15 protein-coding genes are annotated in these 15408 nt (G+C 56.9%); 1 reads left to right on the forward strand and 14 read right to left on the reverse strand.

What is annotated here, in order from left to right:
• Nucleotides 1-122: 122 nt before the first annotated feature.
• From rpoS to EE949_RS16165, 8 genes are all read right to left on the reverse strand, one after another.
• Nucleotides 123-1139, reverse strand: a complete 1017-nt coding sequence (gene rpoS / locus EE949_RS16130; protein ID WP_122665188.1) for an RNA polymerase sigma factor RpoS — start codon at nucleotides 1137-1139, stop codon at nucleotides 123-125.
• 101 nt (nucleotides 1140-1240) lie between these two features.
• Nucleotides 1241-2107: a peptidoglycan DD-metalloendopeptidase family protein gene (locus tag EE949_RS16135; protein ID WP_122665189.1), complete on the reverse strand. Its 867-nt coding sequence runs from the start codon at nucleotides 2105-2107 to the stop codon at nucleotides 1241-1243.
• Nucleotides 2108-2299: 192 nt separating this feature from the next.
• On the reverse strand, nucleotides 2300-2935 hold the full coding sequence (locus tag EE949_RS16140) for a protein-L-isoaspartate(D-aspartate) O-methyltransferase (RefSeq protein ID WP_205505009.1): 636 nt from the start codon (nucleotides 2933-2935) through the stop codon (nucleotides 2300-2302).
• A gap of 41 nt (nucleotides 2936-2976) precedes the next feature.
• Entirely contained in the window at nucleotides 2977-3726 is a 750-nt protein-coding gene (gene surE, locus EE949_RS16145) for a 5'/3'-nucleotidase SurE (RefSeq protein ID WP_122665191.1), read from the reverse strand.
• The gene (truD, locus tag EE949_RS16150; RefSeq protein WP_122665192.1) at nucleotides 3714-4772 is read right to left on the reverse strand and encodes a tRNA pseudouridine(13) synthase TruD; all 1059 of its coding nucleotides are present in this window, start codon (nucleotides 4770-4772) and stop codon (nucleotides 3714-3716) included. The genes surE and truD overlap by 13 nt, the downstream gene beginning before the upstream one ends.
• Nucleotides 4769-5242, reverse strand: a complete 474-nt coding sequence (gene ispF, locus EE949_RS16155) for a 2-C-methyl-D-erythritol 2,4-cyclodiphosphate synthase (RefSeq protein WP_122665193.1) — start codon at nucleotides 5240-5242, stop codon at nucleotides 4769-4771. Before ispF ends, truD begins: the two co-directional genes overlap by 4 nt.
• Before the next feature lie 53 nt (nucleotides 5243-5295).
• Nucleotides 5296-6141 (reverse strand): S-formylglutathione hydrolase, encoded by an 846-nt coding sequence (gene fghA, locus EE949_RS16160; RefSeq protein WP_122665194.1) that lies wholly within the window; start codon nucleotides 6139-6141, stop codon nucleotides 5296-5298.
• A 90-nt stretch (nucleotides 6142-6231) separates the two neighbouring features.
• Nucleotides 6232-7344, reverse strand: a complete 1113-nt coding sequence (locus tag EE949_RS16165; protein WP_122665195.1) for an S-(hydroxymethyl)glutathione dehydrogenase/class III alcohol dehydrogenase — start codon at nucleotides 7342-7344, stop codon at nucleotides 6232-6234.
• 120 nt (nucleotides 7345-7464) lie between these two features.
• Between EE949_RS16165 and EE949_RS16170 the strand changes: the two genes are divergently transcribed.
• Nucleotides 7465-8358, forward strand: a complete 894-nt coding sequence (locus EE949_RS16170; protein WP_122665196.1) for a LysR substrate-binding domain-containing protein — start codon at nucleotides 7465-7467, stop codon at nucleotides 8356-8358.
• A 161-nt stretch (nucleotides 8359-8519) separates the two neighbouring features.
• On the opposite strand, the gene ispD is transcribed toward EE949_RS16170, so the two are convergent.
• The 6 genes from ispD to tilS form a co-directional block, all read right to left on the reverse strand.
• The gene (ispD, locus tag EE949_RS16175) at nucleotides 8520-9233 is read right to left on the reverse strand and encodes a 2-C-methyl-D-erythritol 4-phosphate cytidylyltransferase (protein WP_122665197.1); all 714 of its coding nucleotides are present in this window, start codon (nucleotides 9231-9233) and stop codon (nucleotides 8520-8522) included.
• Nucleotides 9234-9255: 22 nt separating this feature from the next.
• A complete protein-coding gene (ftsB, locus tag EE949_RS16180) occupies nucleotides 9256-9534 on the reverse strand; it encodes a cell division protein FtsB (protein ID WP_122665198.1) in 279 nt (92 codons plus the stop codon).
• Between the two features lie 191 nt (nucleotides 9535-9725).
• On the reverse strand, nucleotides 9726-11012 hold the full coding sequence (gene eno, locus EE949_RS16185; RefSeq protein ID WP_087273932.1) for a phosphopyruvate hydratase: 1287 nt from the start codon (nucleotides 11010-11012) through the stop codon (nucleotides 9726-9728).
• Between the two features lie 163 nt (nucleotides 11013-11175).
• Complete coding sequence (gene kdsA, locus EE949_RS16190) at nucleotides 11176-12021, reverse strand: 3-deoxy-8-phosphooctulonate synthase (RefSeq protein WP_122665199.1); 846 nt, start codon at nucleotides 12019-12021, stop codon at nucleotides 11176-11178.
• A gap of 17 nt (nucleotides 12022-12038) precedes the next feature.
• Nucleotides 12039-13670, reverse strand: coding sequence for a CTP synthase (locus EE949_RS16195; protein WP_095093583.1), 1632 nt, complete (start codon nucleotides 13668-13670; stop codon nucleotides 12039-12041).
• A 264-nt stretch (nucleotides 13671-13934) separates the two neighbouring features.
• On the reverse strand, nucleotides 13935-15272 hold the full coding sequence (tilS, locus tag EE949_RS16200; protein WP_122665200.1) for a tRNA lysidine(34) synthetase TilS: 1338 nt from the start codon (nucleotides 15270-15272) through the stop codon (nucleotides 13935-13937).
• Nucleotides 15273-15408 lie beyond the last annotated feature (136 nt).

Below are 15408 nucleotides of genomic sequence, written 5' to 3' on the forward strand. Positions count from 1 at the left end.
CGAATGGCCTTAATGAGCAGCCCGAACCCGCCTTTAACTCCAGCAAAAAAAAACACCCCTTAACGGAGTGTTTTTCGTGACGCGAAAGATAAACTTACTGTTTATCTTTGCGGATATTTACTTCATTGAAACAGTGACTCACTGGAAAGCCCGTTCTTTTCGAGGATCTCGCGCAAGCGCTTGAGGCCCTCCACCTGGATCTGCCTGACACGCTCACGAGTAAGACCGATTTCCAGCCCTACATCTTCGAGCGTGCTGCTCTCATGACCGCGTAAGCCGAAACGCCGTATCACGACCTCTCTCTGCTTGTCGGTCAGCTCTGAAAGCCATTGGTCAATGCTCTGTGAAAGGTCATCGTCCTGCAGCAGCTCACAAGGATCGGTGGGGCGATCGTCGGTCAGGGTATCGAGCAATGTCTTGTCGGAATCCGGACCGAGAGAAACATCGACAGAGGAAACGCGCTCATTCAGACCAAGCATGCGCTTGACCTCACCCACCGGCTTTTCAAGCAGGTTGGCGATTTCTTCAGGAGAGGGTTCGTGATCGAGTTTTTGCGTCAGTTCGCGGGCAGCCCGCAAATAGACGTTGAGTTCTTTGACGACATGAATAGGCAGCCGAATGGTGCGGGTCTGATTCATGATCGCACGCTCAATGGTCTGACGAATCCACCATGTTGCGTAAGTTGAGAAACGGAATCCACGTTCCGGATCGAATTTTTCGACCGCTCTGATGAGTCCGAGGTTGCCCTCTTCGATCAGGTCCAGCAACGACAACCCACGATTGACATAACGTCTGGCAATTTTCACCACCAGTCGCAGGTTACTTTCAATCATGCGCTTACGACCAGCCGGATCACCTTTTTGCGAGAGTCTCGCAAAGTGGACTTCTTCTTCCGGAGAAAGCAGCGGGGAAAACCCGATTTCATTGAGGTACAACTGGGTAGCATCAAGCGCCCGGGTGTAGTCGATGTATTTGTGTTGTTTGAGCGATGTGGAGTTTTTTGCTCTGGTACGGGGCGCAGAGGCAGCAGGAGTCTGCTTCTCGTCCGCTTCAAGCTCCGATTCCAGAACGATGCCGGCCTCCATAAGGAGAACCTCATCGTCGATGTCAAACTCCGGCGCTTCTTTGCTAAGAGCCATTGTTATAGTCCTTTGGTGAGTTCGACCTCAAGCTCCAGCGACGCCAATTCCATGGCAACGCTTGAGCCTGTCCCTCTACGCTAGGAACAGGCTGGCAACAATCAACGACGCGGCAGGAATTGCAGCGGATCTACAGGTTTGCCCTGGCGGCGAATCTCAAAATGCAACTTCACCCGGTCAGTTCCCGTTGACCCCATCTCGGCAATCGTCTGCCCTGCCTTGACCTGTTGCCCCTCCCGTACCAACAGCCTACGGTTGTGGCCGTAAGCACTGACGTAGGTATCGCTGTGTTTGATGATGACTAATTCGCCGTAGCCCCGCAAGCCACTCCCGGCGTAAACCACCGACCCATCAGACGCAGCCAAAACAGGCTGTCCCAAATCTCCAGCGATATCAATGCCTTTATTCAAACTACCGTTTGAAGAAAATTTGCCGATCAAAACGCCGTTAGACGGCCATGTCCAGCCTTTCGGAGATGGCCCGGCGGGCCCTGTCGACTCGTTCGCCGGAGGGGGAACAACCGTCACCGGCTTGGAGATAACCGTGGTTTTCACCGAGCCAGAAGGGCTGGTCGTGGTCGAAGTCGTTGTGGAAGCAACAGGTGGGCGAACGCCTCCTGGAGCTGCCGCAACCGTTGAGGATGTTGAATTTGAACGGCCGTCAAAGCGAATCGTCTGACCCGGACGAATCGTATAGGGCTCTGGAATCTGGTTGCGTGCCGCGAGCGCCTTGTAATCCCAGCCGTAACGGAAGGCGATGGAGAACAGCGTGTCACCGCGACGGACAACGTACTGTCCTGTCGTCACCGTCGGACGTTGAGGCGCAGCATTGTTATTACGATCGACGACACGCACGCCACCGGAGGGCGAGCTGGAGCATCCGACCAAGAGGACACTGAGCGCAATGCCAATCACCAGCCGCTGAAAACTTGTTGAATAACTACGCTGCCGAATGACTGTGCGACTCACCCGCCACTCCCTTTACTGGTGACTGAATTAAAGATGCCTATTGTGCCGTAATAACGACTGGCAGCTACTGCTTAACTGTTCTGAATCAAATTGATGCGGTCAGGATCACCGTTTCACGGGTTCATTCCAGACGCTGGTCTTTGGTGCCATGAGGTAGACAGGCCGCGTTCCCCAGAATTCACTGAACAGCTATCAAGCCAGCGGACCATTGAGCAAAGGTACAAAGCGCACGGCGCCAAGCACATGCCGGGAGAACCCGTTTTCCTCACGCACAATCAGCATCAACTGCTGTACTTCGCCTGATCCCACCGGGATCACTAACCGCCCTCCGGGGGCAAGCTGATCAAGCAGTGCCTGTGGCACATCGGTGGCGACCGCGGTCACGATAATCCCGTTGTACGGTGCCAGAGCCGGCCAACCTTCCCAGCCATCGCCCCAGCGGAATACCACATTACGCAGATTAAGCTCGACCAGACGCTCCTTGGCGCGATCCTGCAATACCTTGATTCGCTCAACCGAGAACACCCGCTCGACCAGCTGCGCAAGGACAGCAGTCTGGTAGCCGGAACCGGTTCCGATCTCCAGCACCTTGTCCAGCGGACCTGCCGCCAACAGCAGCTCGCTCATGCGCGCCACCATATAAGGCTGTGAAATCGTCTGGTTGTGGCCGATCGGGAGCGCAGTATCTTCATAGGCTCGATGAGCCAGAGCTTCATCGACAAACAAATGCCGTGGCGTCTTGCGAATGACTTCCAGCACCTGCGCGTTGGAAAGCCCTTCCTCGTAAAGACGTTGAATCAGGCGCTCCCGAGTCCGCTGGGAAGTCATCCCGATGCCACGACGTAACAGATCATCTTGCTCGCGAGACATCAAAGAAGGCCCTCCAGCCATTTGTTCAGGCTAGCGAACCCGTCCTGGTAAGTACGATCCAGCTGCAAGGGGGTGATTGAAACATAGCCTTGCATCACTGCATGAAAATCTGTCCCGGCGCCGCCGTCCTCAGCGTCACCTGCCGCCGCGATCCAGTAGCCGGCACGTCCACGAGGATCGACTACCTTGATCGGCGCAGCGGCTCGCGCCCGATGCCCAAGCCGGGTCAACTGGATGCCCCGGATACGGTCAAGCGGCAGATTTGGAATATTCACGTTCAGCACTGTGCGAGGCGGCAAGTCGAGCTGCTCATGAGCCTCGACCAGCACGCGCGCATAATGCGCTGCGGTGGCCAGGTTATCCGGCTGACGCGACAGAAACGAAAAGGCAAACGAAGGTTTCTCCAGGAACCGCCCCTCAAGGGCTGCGGCCACTGTCCCGGAATACAAAACGTCGTCGCCCAGATTAGCGCCCAGGTTGATCCCGGACACAACCATGTCCGGTTGCACTTCAAGCAACCCGTTCAGACCCAGGTGCACGCAATCGGTCGGAGTGCCGTTGACGCTGATGAAACCGTTCGCCAATGCATGAGGATGCAAAGGGCGGTCGAGCGTCAGCGAGCTGCTGGCGCCGCTTTTGTCTTGATCGGGGGCTATCACCACGCACTCGCTGTAATCGGCCAGCGCCGCATACAACGCGGCGAGACCGGGCGCGGCGACCCCATCATCGTTAGAAATCAGAATACGCATGAGCTGTCCGTCTGCCCAACCGGCGCCAGATCAACAAGTTCGCGCACCAGTACAGTGGCGAAGCATCCGGGCGGAAGGACGAATTCCAGTTGCAGAATGTCAGGCTCGGGATAATGCCACGTCAACCGCCCAATGGGCAGTCGCAGGATGCGCCGTTCGTGCTCCATTCCCGCTCTCGTCAGCCAGTCGCGCAGTGCCGATTCACGATTGGCGACGTCATTCTCCAGTACTGCCGTGGCTCCGGAGGCTGGCGATAGGCCTTCGCCCCATTGCGGGCCCGTCGGATGCAGATCAAGAATCGCCAGCCGCGGATCATTGCACTCATCCACGCCAGCCGGAAAAAAACTGCGACTGTCAGTGAAGGCCAGCAGATCCCCCACTTGCGCGACCTGCCAGGAACCATCCGCGACACGGGCAGCAAGCACCTGATTGAAAAGATAACTGCGGGCCGTGGACAGCAACCGGGAACGCACTGCACGCTGTTCCGGCAACGCCTGACGCATAGCGTAATCGCGCGCCTCACCCAGATTGCCACCTTGATAACCAAATCGCTGGGCACCGAAGTAATTGGGGATTCCGGCCTTGGCGATCAACTCAAGCCGCGCATTCAGTGCGTCCTTGTCGGCGTTCAACTGAGTCAGACGCAACGTGAAGCCGTTTGCCGCATGAGCACCGCGCTGCAGCTTGCGCTTGTGGCGGGTGCTTTGAAGAATTTTCAGGGTCTCGTTTTCCGCCGAACTCAAATCGGGGTCAGCCTTGCCCGGCAACTGGATGCTGAACCACTGACGAGTCAGCGCCTGACGATCCTTCAACCCGGCATAGCTGACAGTCCTCAACTGAACGCCAGCAGCACGCGCAAGACGGCGGGCGGCTTCCTCAGTGTTGAGGCCGCGTTTCTCGACCCATAACCATAAATGCTCGCCATCGCCGGAGAGCGGGATGTCCAGCACTTCATCGACCTGAAAATCTTCGGCAGTCGCCTTGAGTACCGCGCTACCCAGCGGCTGGCCATAGGCTTGCGGGCCCAGCAGTTCTGATTCGGTCATGCGGACAGCAACAGCGCGACGGCGTGAACCGCGATGCCTTCTTCGCGACCGGTAAAGCCAAGCTTTTCAGTCGTAGTTGCCTTGACGTTCACTTGATCCAGATCGATCTGGAGATCCTCGGCGATCAATGCACGCATGGATTCAATGTGCGGAGCCATTTTGGGCGCCTGAGCGACAATCGTTGCGTCTACGTTGCCGACTTTCCAGCCTTTGCCCCGCACCAGAGTCAATACGTGGCGCAACAGCGCACGGCTGTCAGCACCTTTGAACTGCGGATCGGTGTCAGGGAAATGCTTGCCGATATCACCCAGCGCTGCGGCACCAAGCAAAGCATCGCTCAAGGCGTGCAACAGTACATCGCCATCGGAATGGGCAAGCAGGCCGAAACGGTGCGCGATGCGCACGCCACCCAAGGTGATGAAATCGCCTTCAGCGAAACGGTGCACATCATAGCCATGGCCAATACGCATAAAAAAACGCCCTGAAAAAAGTCAGGGCGTGATTCTACCTACTTTGTCGACGCTTAGCTGTTCAACGCGTCGCCATGATGCCGAAGGTGATCTTCGATGAAGCTGGCGATGAAGAAATAGCTGTGGTCATAACCCGGTTGCATACGCAATGTCAGGGGATGACCGGCCGCTTTGGCCGCCTGAACCAGTGCCTCGGGTTTAAGCTGATTAGCGAGGAAATCATCGCGATCGCCCTGGTCCACCAACATCGGCAACTTCTCGCGGGCATCGGCAATCAGTACGCTCGCATCCCATTCACGCCAGCGCGAACGCTCTTCACCGAGGTAGCGGGAAAAAGCTTTCTGGCCCCACGGACAATCCATCGGATTGGAAATGGGTGAGAACGCTGACACCGATTTGTAGCGGCCCGGATTGCGCAACGCGCAGACAAGAGCACCGTGGCCGCCCATGGAGTGACCGCTGATCCCGCGAGCCTGCGAAGCCGGGAAATGCGCTTCGACCAGAGCGGGCAGCTCGCTTACTACATAGTCGTGCATACGGTAATGCTTCGCCCAGGGCTCTTGCGTAGCATTGAGATAGAACCCGGCACCCAAACCAAAATCCCATGCGCCATCAGGATCACCGGCAACATCCGGTCCACGCGGACTGGTATCTGGCGCGACAATGATCAAGCCCAGCTCTGCTGCCACCCGCTGAGCGGCAGCCTTCTGCATGAAGTTTTCATCGGTGCAGGTCAGGCCCGAGAGCCAGTACAGCACCGGCAACTTACCGCCCTGCTCCGCCTGTGGCGGCAGATAAACGGCAAACACCATGTCACACCCAAGCACCTTGGAATGATGCTTGTAACGCTTGTGCCAACCGCCAAAACTTTTCTGGCAGGAAATATTCTCTAGAGCCATGGTCGTAAACTCCCAGGCACAAGCTACAAGCTTCAAGCTGCAAGAGGCGCGGAACCCTCTTGTAGCTTGTCGCTTGAAGCTTGCAACTGCTTAAAAGTGAATGACTGTGCGGATGCTTTTGCCTTCGTGCATCAAGTCGAATGCCTTGTTGATGTCTTCCAGCCCCATGGTATGGGTGATGAAAGTATCCAGCGGGATTTCGCCCTTCTGAGCCTTTTCAACATAGCTTGGCAGTTCGGTACGACCACGGACGCCACCGAAGGCTGAACCGCGCCAGACGCGACCGGTCACCAACTGGAATGGACGGGTCGCGATTTCCTGACCCGACGGGGCCACGCCGATGATTACCGACTCGCCCCAGCCTTTGTGGCAGCATTCCAGCGCAGCACGCATCAGATTCACGTTACCGATACATTCGAAGCTGTAATCCACACCGCCATCTGTCAATTCAACGATCACGTCCTGAATCGGCTTTTCATGATCTTTAGGGTTGATGAAGTCGGTAGCCCCCAGTTCACGCGCCACGTCGAATTTTGCCGGGTTGATGTCGATTGCGATGATGCGCGAGGCCTTGGCCATCTTCGCGCCAATGATTGCAGCCAGACCGATACCACCCAGACCGAAGATGGCGACAGTAGCGCCCTCCTCGACTTTGGCGGTATTGAGTACTGCACCGATGCCGGTGGTGACGCCGCAGCCGAGCAGACAGACTTTTTCCAGCGGTGCTTCTTTCGGAATTTTCGCCAGGGAAATTTCCGGCACCACGGTGTATTCGGAGAACGTCGAGCAGCCCATGTAGTGATAGACCGGCTGACCGTTGTAGCTGAAACGGGTAGTGCCGTCAGGCATCAGACCCTTGCCCTGAGTGGCACGCACTTTCTGACAGAGGTTGGTTTTGCCCGACAGGCAGAATTTGCACTCGCGGCATTCAGCAGTGTAAAGCGGGATGACGTGATCGCCCACCGCCAGGGAGGTAACGCCCTCGCCAATCGCTTCGACGATACCGCCACCTTCGTGACCGAGAATGCACGGGAACACGCCTTCCGAATCTGCACCCGACAAGGTGTAGGCGTCGGTATGGCACACACCGGTGGCAATCGTGCGAACCAAGACCTCACCCGCCTTCGGCGCTTCAACGTCGACTTCTACAATTTGCAGCGGTTCGTTAGGGGCGAAGGCAACTGCGGCACGTGACTTGATCATCGATCTTTCTCCAATGAAGTTAGTAATAGAAGCTGAAAACAATGGAAGGAGTGTAAAGCAGTGCCAGTTGATTAATAATCCGGTCAAAAGCAAAACATTATTGCTGAACAGGGATAATCGATGTACACCAATCGCTGGGAAGGTCTGGATGAGTTCGTGGCAGTGGCAGAGTGTGGCCAGTTCACGGCAGCCGCTGAGCGCATGGGTGTGTCGTCCTCGCACATCAGTCGCCAGATCGCTCGCCTCGAAGAGCGCCTGCAAACCCGACTGCTATATCGAAGCACGCGGCGTGTCGCGCTGACTGAAGCGGGTCAGACATTCCTGCACCACTGCCAGCGTCTGCAAGACGGACGTGAAGAAGCGCTGCGCGCCGTAGGCGATCTGACCAGTGAACCCAAAGGCCTGCTGCGTATGACCTGTGCCGTGGCCTATGGCGAGCGATTCATCACGCCCTTGGTGACACGCTTCATGGACCTGTACCCGCAGATCCGAGTGGAAATCCAGTTGAACAATGACACCCTGGACATGGTTCATGAGGGCCTTGATCTGGCCATTCGTCTCGGTCGATTGCAGGACTCCCGATTGGTCGCAACCCGCCTGGCGCCACGCAGGATGTACTTGTGCGCATCCCCGTCTTATCTGGAGCGTTACGGTCGGCCACATAGTGTGTCGGAGCTAAGTCGCCACAATTGCCTGATCGGCAGCAGTGATACCTGGGTGCTTCAGCAAAATGGGCGCGAGTTTTCCCAGCGCGTCCAGGGCAACTGGCGCTGCAACAGTGGTCAGGCGGTGCTGGATGCGGCGCTGCACGGCGTGGGGTTGTGCCAGCTGCCGGATTATTACGTGCTAAGCCATTTGAACAGCGGTGCGCTGGTTTCGTTACTGGAAGCCCATCAACCGCCCAATACCGCGGTCTGGGCGTTGTACCCGCAACAGCGGCACCTTTCGCCAAAGGTGCGCAAGCTGGTGGATTATCTGAAAGACGGGTTGGCAATGCGGGATGAGTACAAGTAACTCAATTCTCCGCGGGAGCGAATTCATTCGCGAAGGGGCCGGTAAATCCGCAACCGGTGCATCGATTGGAATGCCGCTTTCCCGGATGAATCCGGTCCCACAGGTCATTTGGCTGCCGTTAGACAGGATAGCGCCATGGACAACGGGGCGGATCCTGGACCTTAGCGATTGAACTCGCTGCGCCTTTGGCGCAACCACTCAAGATCCTCAGGACGAGTGACCTTGATATTGTCGGAACGACCTTCGATCAGCCGGGGTGACTGACCCGCCCATTCGATCGCGGAAGCCTCGTCGGTAATCGCGACGTTGGAAACCAGCCCGTCAGCCAACGCACGATGCAGCGCGCCGAGCCGGAACATCTGTGGCGTATAGGCCTGCCAGATCAAACTGCGATCTACGGTTTCAGTGACTCTGCCGTCAGGCCCCGCGCGTTTCAGCGTATCGCGGGCAGGAACCGCCAATAGCCCACCCACCGGGTCATCGGCCAACTCACTTAGCAGGTTATCAAGATCTGAACGCGCAAGATTGGGTCGCGCGGCGTCGTGAACCAACACCCAATCCTCATCTCCAGCACCTTGAGCATGCAGATACAGCAACGCGTTAAGCACTGAATCTGCGCGCTCCTTGCCGCCATCCACTCGCGCAATACGCGAATCCAGCGCACAAGGCAGGGCCGGCCAGTAAGGATCATCCACAGCCAGACTGATCACCAAGCCTTTAAGACGGGGGTGATCCAGAAAGCAAAGGAGGCTGTGTTGAAGAATTGTCATGCCGCCCAGTTGCAGGTACTGCTTGGGACGGTCTGCGGCCATACGGGCACCAACACCCGCGGCAGGAACCACTGCCCAGAAGGCCGGGAGGATGCTCTTTGTCATAGGGTCAGCTTCAAAGCCAGCTTCATTGTGCCAACTGATAAAGCGTCTCGCCGTCTTTGACCATACCCAACTCATGACGGGCACGCTCCTCGACGGTTTCCATACCTTTTTTCAATTCAAGCACTTCTGCGTCCATGACCCGGTTGCGCTCCAGCAATGCTTCGTTCTCGGCATGCTGATCGGCAATTTGCTGATTGAGGCTGGCAACCTGAGCCAGGCTCCCGTTACCAACCCACAGGCGATATTGCAGGCCCGCGAGCATCAGGATCAAGACCAGAAACAACCAGTTAGGACTGCGCATTGAATATCAGGTACCCAGTAAAAAAAGACAGCAGGGCCAACAACGTGAAGCTAGCAATACGAAAAAGGGACTGAGGGCATTGAGCCTGGCAGCGCCAGGCTCAATTACCGCAAGTCCGCATCGATACTGCCGAATCCTCCGAAAAATCGGAAGACTCTCACAGCACCGGCTGTCTTTTTACCATCTCGCTATCAACCGCGAAACTCGCCACGACCGCGATAAACAGCCTTGGCACCCAGCTGCTCTTCGATGCGAAGCAGCTGGTTGTACTTGGAGATACGGTCAGAACGGCTCAACGAACCGGTCTTGATCTGGCCTGCCGAGGTGCCCACCGCCAGATCGGCAATAGTGGAATCTTCGGTTTCGCCAGAACGGTGCGAGATAACGGCGGTATAACCGGCAGCCTTGGCCATCTGAATGGCTTCCAGCGTCTCGGTCAACGTGCCGATCTGGTTGAACTTGATCAGAATCGAGTTACCGATCTTCTTCTCAATGCCTTCCTTGAGAATTTTGGTATTGGTCACGAACAGGTCGTCACCTACCAGCTGGACCTTGTCGCCGATCTTGTCGGTGAGAATTTTCCAGCCATCCCAATCGGATTCGTCCAGGCCATCTTCAATGGAGATGATCGGGTGCTTGCTGACCAGATCAGCCAGGTAGTCGGCGAACCCGGCAGAGTCGTACTCGCCTTCTTCGCTCAGAACGTATTTGCCGTTCTTGTAAAACTCGCTCGCCGCACAGTCCAGCGCCAGGGTCACGTCGGTACCCAGCTTGTAGCCTGCGTTGGCGACAGCTTCGGCGATAGCGTCCAGTGCATCGGCATTGGAGTTGAGGTCAGGTGCGAAACCACCTTCGTCACCTACGGCGGTGTTCAGGCCACGAGCCTTCAGCACAGCTTTGAGGTGATGGAAAATCTCGGTGCCCCAGCGCAGGCCTTCAGAGAAGGTCTTGGCGCCGACAGGCTGAATCATGAATTCCTGAATGTCGATGTTGTTATCGGCATGCTCGCCACCGTTGATGATGTTCATCATCGGAACCGGCATCGAATAAACACCCGGTGTACCGTTCAGGTTGGCAATGTGCGCGTACAACGGCAGGTCCTGATCCTGGGCAGCGGCTTTCGCGGCGGCCAGAGATACAGCGAGGATCGCGTTGGCGCCCAGGCTGGCTTTGTTTTCAGTACCGTCCAGCGCAATCATGGCGCGGTCCAGCGCTTGCTGATCAACCGGATCCTTGCCCAGCAACAGGTCGCGAATCGGACCATTGATGTTGGCTACAGCCTTGAGAACGCCCTTGCCCAGGTAACGGCTCTTGTCGCCATCACGCAGCTCCAGCGCCTCGCGCGAGCCGGTTGAAGCACCGGACGGTGCGCATGCGCTACCGATGATGCCGTTGTCGAGGAGCACATCTGCTTCCACGGTGGGATTGCCACGGGAGTCGAGAACTTCACGACCTTTGATGTCGACGATTTTTGCCATTGTTGTAAACACTCCAAGATTGACGAAAACGACGCAGCTGGGAAATGCTTGCCGCTCCAGGGCTCAATGCAGGGCAGACCTTAGAGCGACAAACCCCGACCTGGGGTCGGGGGATGTAAGCGTGCGGCACTTTACCGGAGGGCAACCCTCCGGAGAAGCAGCTTTAAGCGGTTTCTACTACCGGGAAGCTTTTGACCAACTCATCCAGAGCCTTTAGCTGAGCCAGGAACGGCTCCAGCTTGTCCAGACGCAAGGCGCAAGGGCCATCGCATTTGGCATTGTCAGGATCAGGATGCGCCTCAAGGAACAGTCCGGCGAGGTTTTGACTGATGCCAGCCTTCGCCAGTTCCAAAACCTGTGCACGACGACCGCCGGCAGAGTCCGAACGGCCACCCGGCATTTGCAGGGAGTGGGTCACGTCGAAAAATACCGGATACTCGAACTGCTTCATGATGCCGAAGCCAAGCATGTCTACAACCAGATTGTTGTAGCCAAAACTCGAACCGCGCTCACAGAGGATCAACTGATCGTTACCGGCTTCCTCACACTTGTTCAGGATGTGCTTCATTTCCTGAGGCGCGAGGAACTGGGCTTTCTTGATGTTGATCACGGCACCCGTACGGGCCATGGCAACGACGAGATCAGTTTGACGCGACAAGAAGGCAGGCAACTGGATGATGTCGCAGACTTCGGCTACGACTTTCGCCTGCTCTGGTTCATGCACGTCAGTGATCAGCGGCACATTGAAGGTCTTTTTGACTTCTTCAAAGATCCGCATGCCCTCTTCCAGGCCAGGGCCACGATAAGAGTGCATGGACGAGCGGTTGGCTTTATCGAAGCTGGCCTTGAACACGTAAGGGATACCGAGCTTTTCGGTAACCCGTACGTACTCTTCGCAGATCTGCATGGCCATGTCCCGGGACTCGAGGACGTTCATGCCACCGAAAAGCACCATTGGCTTGTCATTGGCAATTTCGATCGAGCCGACGCGGATAGTTTTCTGAGCCATGTTCTGGATTTCCCGAATCAAGAATTTTTCTTGTGCTGAGTCAGTGCTGCCTTGACGAAGCCACTGAACAGCGGATGGCCATCGCGAGGTGTCGAGGTGAACTCAGGGTGGAACTGGCAGGCAACGAACCATGGATGATCCGGGGCTTCAACCACTTCTACCAGCGCACCATCACCGGAGCGACCCGACACTTTCAGGCCAGCTTCAAGCAACTGCGGCAAGAGGTTGTTGTTCACTTCATAGCGATGACGATGACGCTCGACGATCACGTCGCTGGCGTAGCAATCGTGCACCAGCGAACCTGGCTCAAGCTGACATTCCTGAGCGCCCAGACGCATGGTGCCGCCCAGATCGGAGCTTTCAGTACGGGTTTCAACTGCGCCGGTGGCGTCAGCCCACTCGGTGATCAGACCTACAACAGCGTGTGCGCCATTGCGATCGAATTCAGTGGAGTTGGCGTCCTTCCAGCCCAGTACGTTACGAGCGTATTCGATCACGGCCACTTGCATGCCCAGGCAGATCCCCAGGTATGGCACCTTGTTTTCACGAGCAAACTGAACAGCAGTGATCTTGCCTTCGACGCCACGCAGACCGAAGCCGCCAGGCACCAGGATCGCATCAACGCCTTCCAGCAGAGCAGTGCCTTGATTCTCGATGTCTTCAGAGTCGATGTAGCGCAGGTTGACCTTGGTACGGTTGGTGATGCCAGCGTGACTCATCGCTTCGATGAGCGACTTGTAAGCGTCCAGCAGTTCCATGTATTTGCCGACCATGGCGATGGTAACTTCATGCTCAGGATTGAGCTTGGCGTCTACCACAGCGTCCCACTCGGACAGGTCGGCACTGTTGCACTGCAGGCCAAAGCGCTCAACGACGAAGTCATCCAGACCCTGAGAGTGCAGGATGCCAGGGATCTTGTAGATGGTGTCAGCGTCTTCAAGCGCGATAACTGCACGCTCTTCCACGTTGGTGAACTGAGCGATCTTGCGACGCGAAGAAATATCGATCGGGTGATCGGAACGGCATACCAGAACGTCAGGCTGCAAGCCGATGGAACGCAATTCCTTCACCGAGTGTTGGGTCGGCTTGGTTTTGGTTTCGCCAGCAGTCGCAATGTAAGGAACCAGTGTCAGGTGCATCAGCATGGCGCGCTTGGCACCCACTTCGAAACGCAACTGGCGGATCGCTTCCAGGAACGGTTGCGACTCGATATCACCTACGGTGCCGCCAATCTCGACCAGAGCGACGTCGGCATCGCCTGCGCCCTTGATGATCCGGCGTTTGATTTCGTCGGTGATGTGCGGAATGACCTGAATGGTCGCGCCCAGATAATCACCACGGCGCTCTTTGCGCAGGACGTGTTCGTACACACGGCCAGTGGTGAAGTTGTTGTTCTGGGTCATGGTCGTGCGGATGAACCGCTCGTAGTGGCCAAGGTCCAGGTCGGTTTCGGCGCCGTCATGCGTGACGAACACCTCACCGTGCTGGAACGGACTCATGGTGCCCGGATCGACGTTGATATAGGGGTCAAGCTTGAGCATGGTGACCTTAAGTCCCCGCGCCTCCAGGATGGCCGCCAATGAAGCCGAGGCAATGCCTTTCCCCAATGAAGAAACAACACCGCCCGTGACGAAGATGTAGCGCGTCATGAAAAACCCTAGAAGTCTGCGTTAAAGCGGTCAGAGCCGCCGGGGAAAGCGAAGGAAGGCCGAAGCCCCCGATTACCGACAAAATTCACGGTGAACTCCCGAACTGCTGCGTTGAAACGGACTGACTGAAAAAGCCTGTCAATTGCGCGCCACATTTAAGAATCATCCAGCAAAGACTGGTTGGTAACCGGCAACTCATGTCGATCCAAAAGGATCCACAGAAGCTGTATCAAGAAGGGAGCGTAGTCTACCGGAATTGGGCTTTCAGCTCAAACTTTGGTCATTCGTCGGTGGCACCCAGTGCAACATCCAGCTTTCATGGCCGCAAACATTGAGTGCGGGCAGGTTCGCCACGGCCAAAAACTCGCCCTCGCGGAACAGCAGCGGCAATCGGCCGCGGACAAATAACGGTATTTCGCACTCATTGAGCAGCCGTTTCAGGTCGCGATGCCCCCGGCCGGGCAGGTTCAGAACTTCCCCACCAAGACGATATCGCACCTCCAGGGCTCCAGAAGGTACGTCACCCTCAATGAACAGCTGACCATTACCCGGCAGGTCCAGTTGCCGACACGCATCGGGCCAGACTCCGACAGCTTGCATCGGCCGCAACCAGTTGTCGGAAAGCCACCAGATGCGCCCTTGATCGCGGTGCAATTCGCCATCAGTGAGACGCCAGACAGGACGCCCTCCCTGCCCTGCGTCGCGCAGACTTTCCCAACCCGCCCAATGATCGCTGTCCGGAAGACGGGTCAGCGGCGCCAGCCAGTGGCGCAATGCATTGCGTTGCCGTGCAGGGGAAAGCGTGGCCAGCGCAGGTAGCGCCAACGAGGGCACATTGATCCACGCATAGGGACCAGCAACGTTCGCATTCGCCAGATCCACCGAAGCTAATTCATCCAGCAACTGCTGAGCTTCATCCAGATGAGCGGCAGCACGCGCGATATTGGTGGCTGCCTGCGGCCAACGAGCCTTGATCACCGGCAGCACTTCATTGCGCAAGTGATTTCGGGCAAAGCGCGAATTACTGTTGCTAGGGTCGTCCACCCAGCTCAATCCGTGTGCGGCGGCGTAAAGCCTTAACTCTTCGCGGGACACCCCCAACAATGGCCTTACCAACTGGCCGCGACCCAAGGCGCGACTGACAGGCATCCCCGCCAACCCGCGCAAACCTGCGCCGCGCAGCAGGCGAAAAAGCAAAGTTTCAGCCTGATCATCCCGATGCTGCCCGGTCAGCAGCACCTCATCGCCGCTTAACTGCCCGCTGAACGCCTTATAGCGTGCATCCCGGGCAGCCTGCTCCAGACTGGCACCGGGCATCACCTGTACGCTGACGACGTGCAGAGGAACGCTCAGCGCCTGACAAACCTGCTGGCAATGCACAGGCCACGCTTCAGCAGCAGGCTGCAGGCCGTGATGGACGTGAATGGCTTTAATGACAGGCAGGTGTTCGCGCTTGGCGAGTTCAGCCAGGAGGTGCAGTAATACCGTGGAGTCCAGGCCACCAGAGAAACCGATGTGCCAGACCGGCGCGTTACGCCAGGGGGCCATGGCTTGAAGAAGCCTGGCGGGGAGATCATGACGGGGGGAGATGGATGTAGCCATTAGATATTAGTGCTTCCCGTGGGAGCGAATTCATTCGCGAAGAGGCCGGTACAGCCGACACATCGTCATCGTCAAACTGAATGCCTTCGCGAATAAATTCGCTCCCACAAGAACGCGATTGAAGCGTCGCCTCTAA

The sequence above is a fragment of the Pseudomonas viridiflava genome (assembly GCF_900602065.1).
GTDB lineage: Bacteria > Pseudomonadota > Gammaproteobacteria > Pseudomonadales > Pseudomonadaceae > Aquipseudomonas.

Bases quoted from the DNA above. Each gene is read 5' to 3' on its own strand.
- rpoS (WP_122665188.1), bottom strand. From the start codon at position 1,139: ATGGCTCTTAGCAAAGAAGCGCCGGAGTTTGACATCGACGATGAGGTT.
- EE949_RS16140 (WP_205505009.1), bottom strand. From the start codon at position 2,935: ATGACTTCCCAGCGGACTCGGGAGCGCCTGATTCAACGTCTTTACGAG.
- surE (WP_122665191.1), bottom strand. From the start codon at position 3,726: ATGCGTATTCTGATTTCTAACGATGATGGGGTCGCCGCGCCCGGTCTC.
- truD (WP_122665192.1), bottom strand. From the start codon at position 4,772: ATGACCGAATCAGAACTGCTGGGCCCGCAAGCCTATGGCCAGCCGCTG.
- ispF (WP_122665193.1), bottom strand. From the start codon at position 5,242: ATGCGTATTGGCCATGGCTATGATGTGCACCGTTTCGCTGAAGGCGAT.
- fghA (WP_122665194.1), bottom strand. From the start codon at position 6,141: ATGGCTCTAGAGAATATTTCCTGCCAGAAAAGTTTTGGCGGTTGGCAC.
- EE949_RS16165 (WP_122665195.1), bottom strand. From the start codon at position 7,344: ATGATCAAGTCACGTGCCGCAGTTGCCTTCGCCCCTAACGAACCGCTG.
- EE949_RS16170 (WP_122665196.1), top strand. From the start codon at position 7,465: ATGTACACCAATCGCTGGGAAGGTCTGGATGAGTTCGTGGCAGTGGCA.
- ispD (WP_122665197.1), bottom strand. From the start codon at position 9,233: ATGACAAAGAGCATCCTCCCGGCCTTCTGGGCAGTGGTTCCTGCCGCG.
- ftsB (WP_122665198.1), bottom strand. From the start codon at position 9,534: ATGCGCAGTCCTAACTGGTTGTTTCTGGTCTTGATCCTGATGCTCGCG.
- eno (WP_087273932.1), bottom strand. From the start codon at position 11,012: ATGGCAAAAATCGTCGACATCAAAGGTCGTGAAGTTCTCGACTCCCGT.
- kdsA (WP_122665199.1), bottom strand. From the start codon at position 12,021: ATGGCTCAGAAAACTATCCGCGTCGGCTCGATCGAAATTGCCAATGAC.
- EE949_RS16195 (WP_095093583.1), bottom strand. From the start codon at position 13,670: ATGACGCGCTACATCTTCGTCACGGGCGGTGTTGTTTCTTCATTGGGG.
- tilS (WP_122665200.1), bottom strand. From the start codon at position 15,272: ATGGCTACATCCATCTCCCCCCGTCATGATCTCCCCGCCAGGCTTCTT.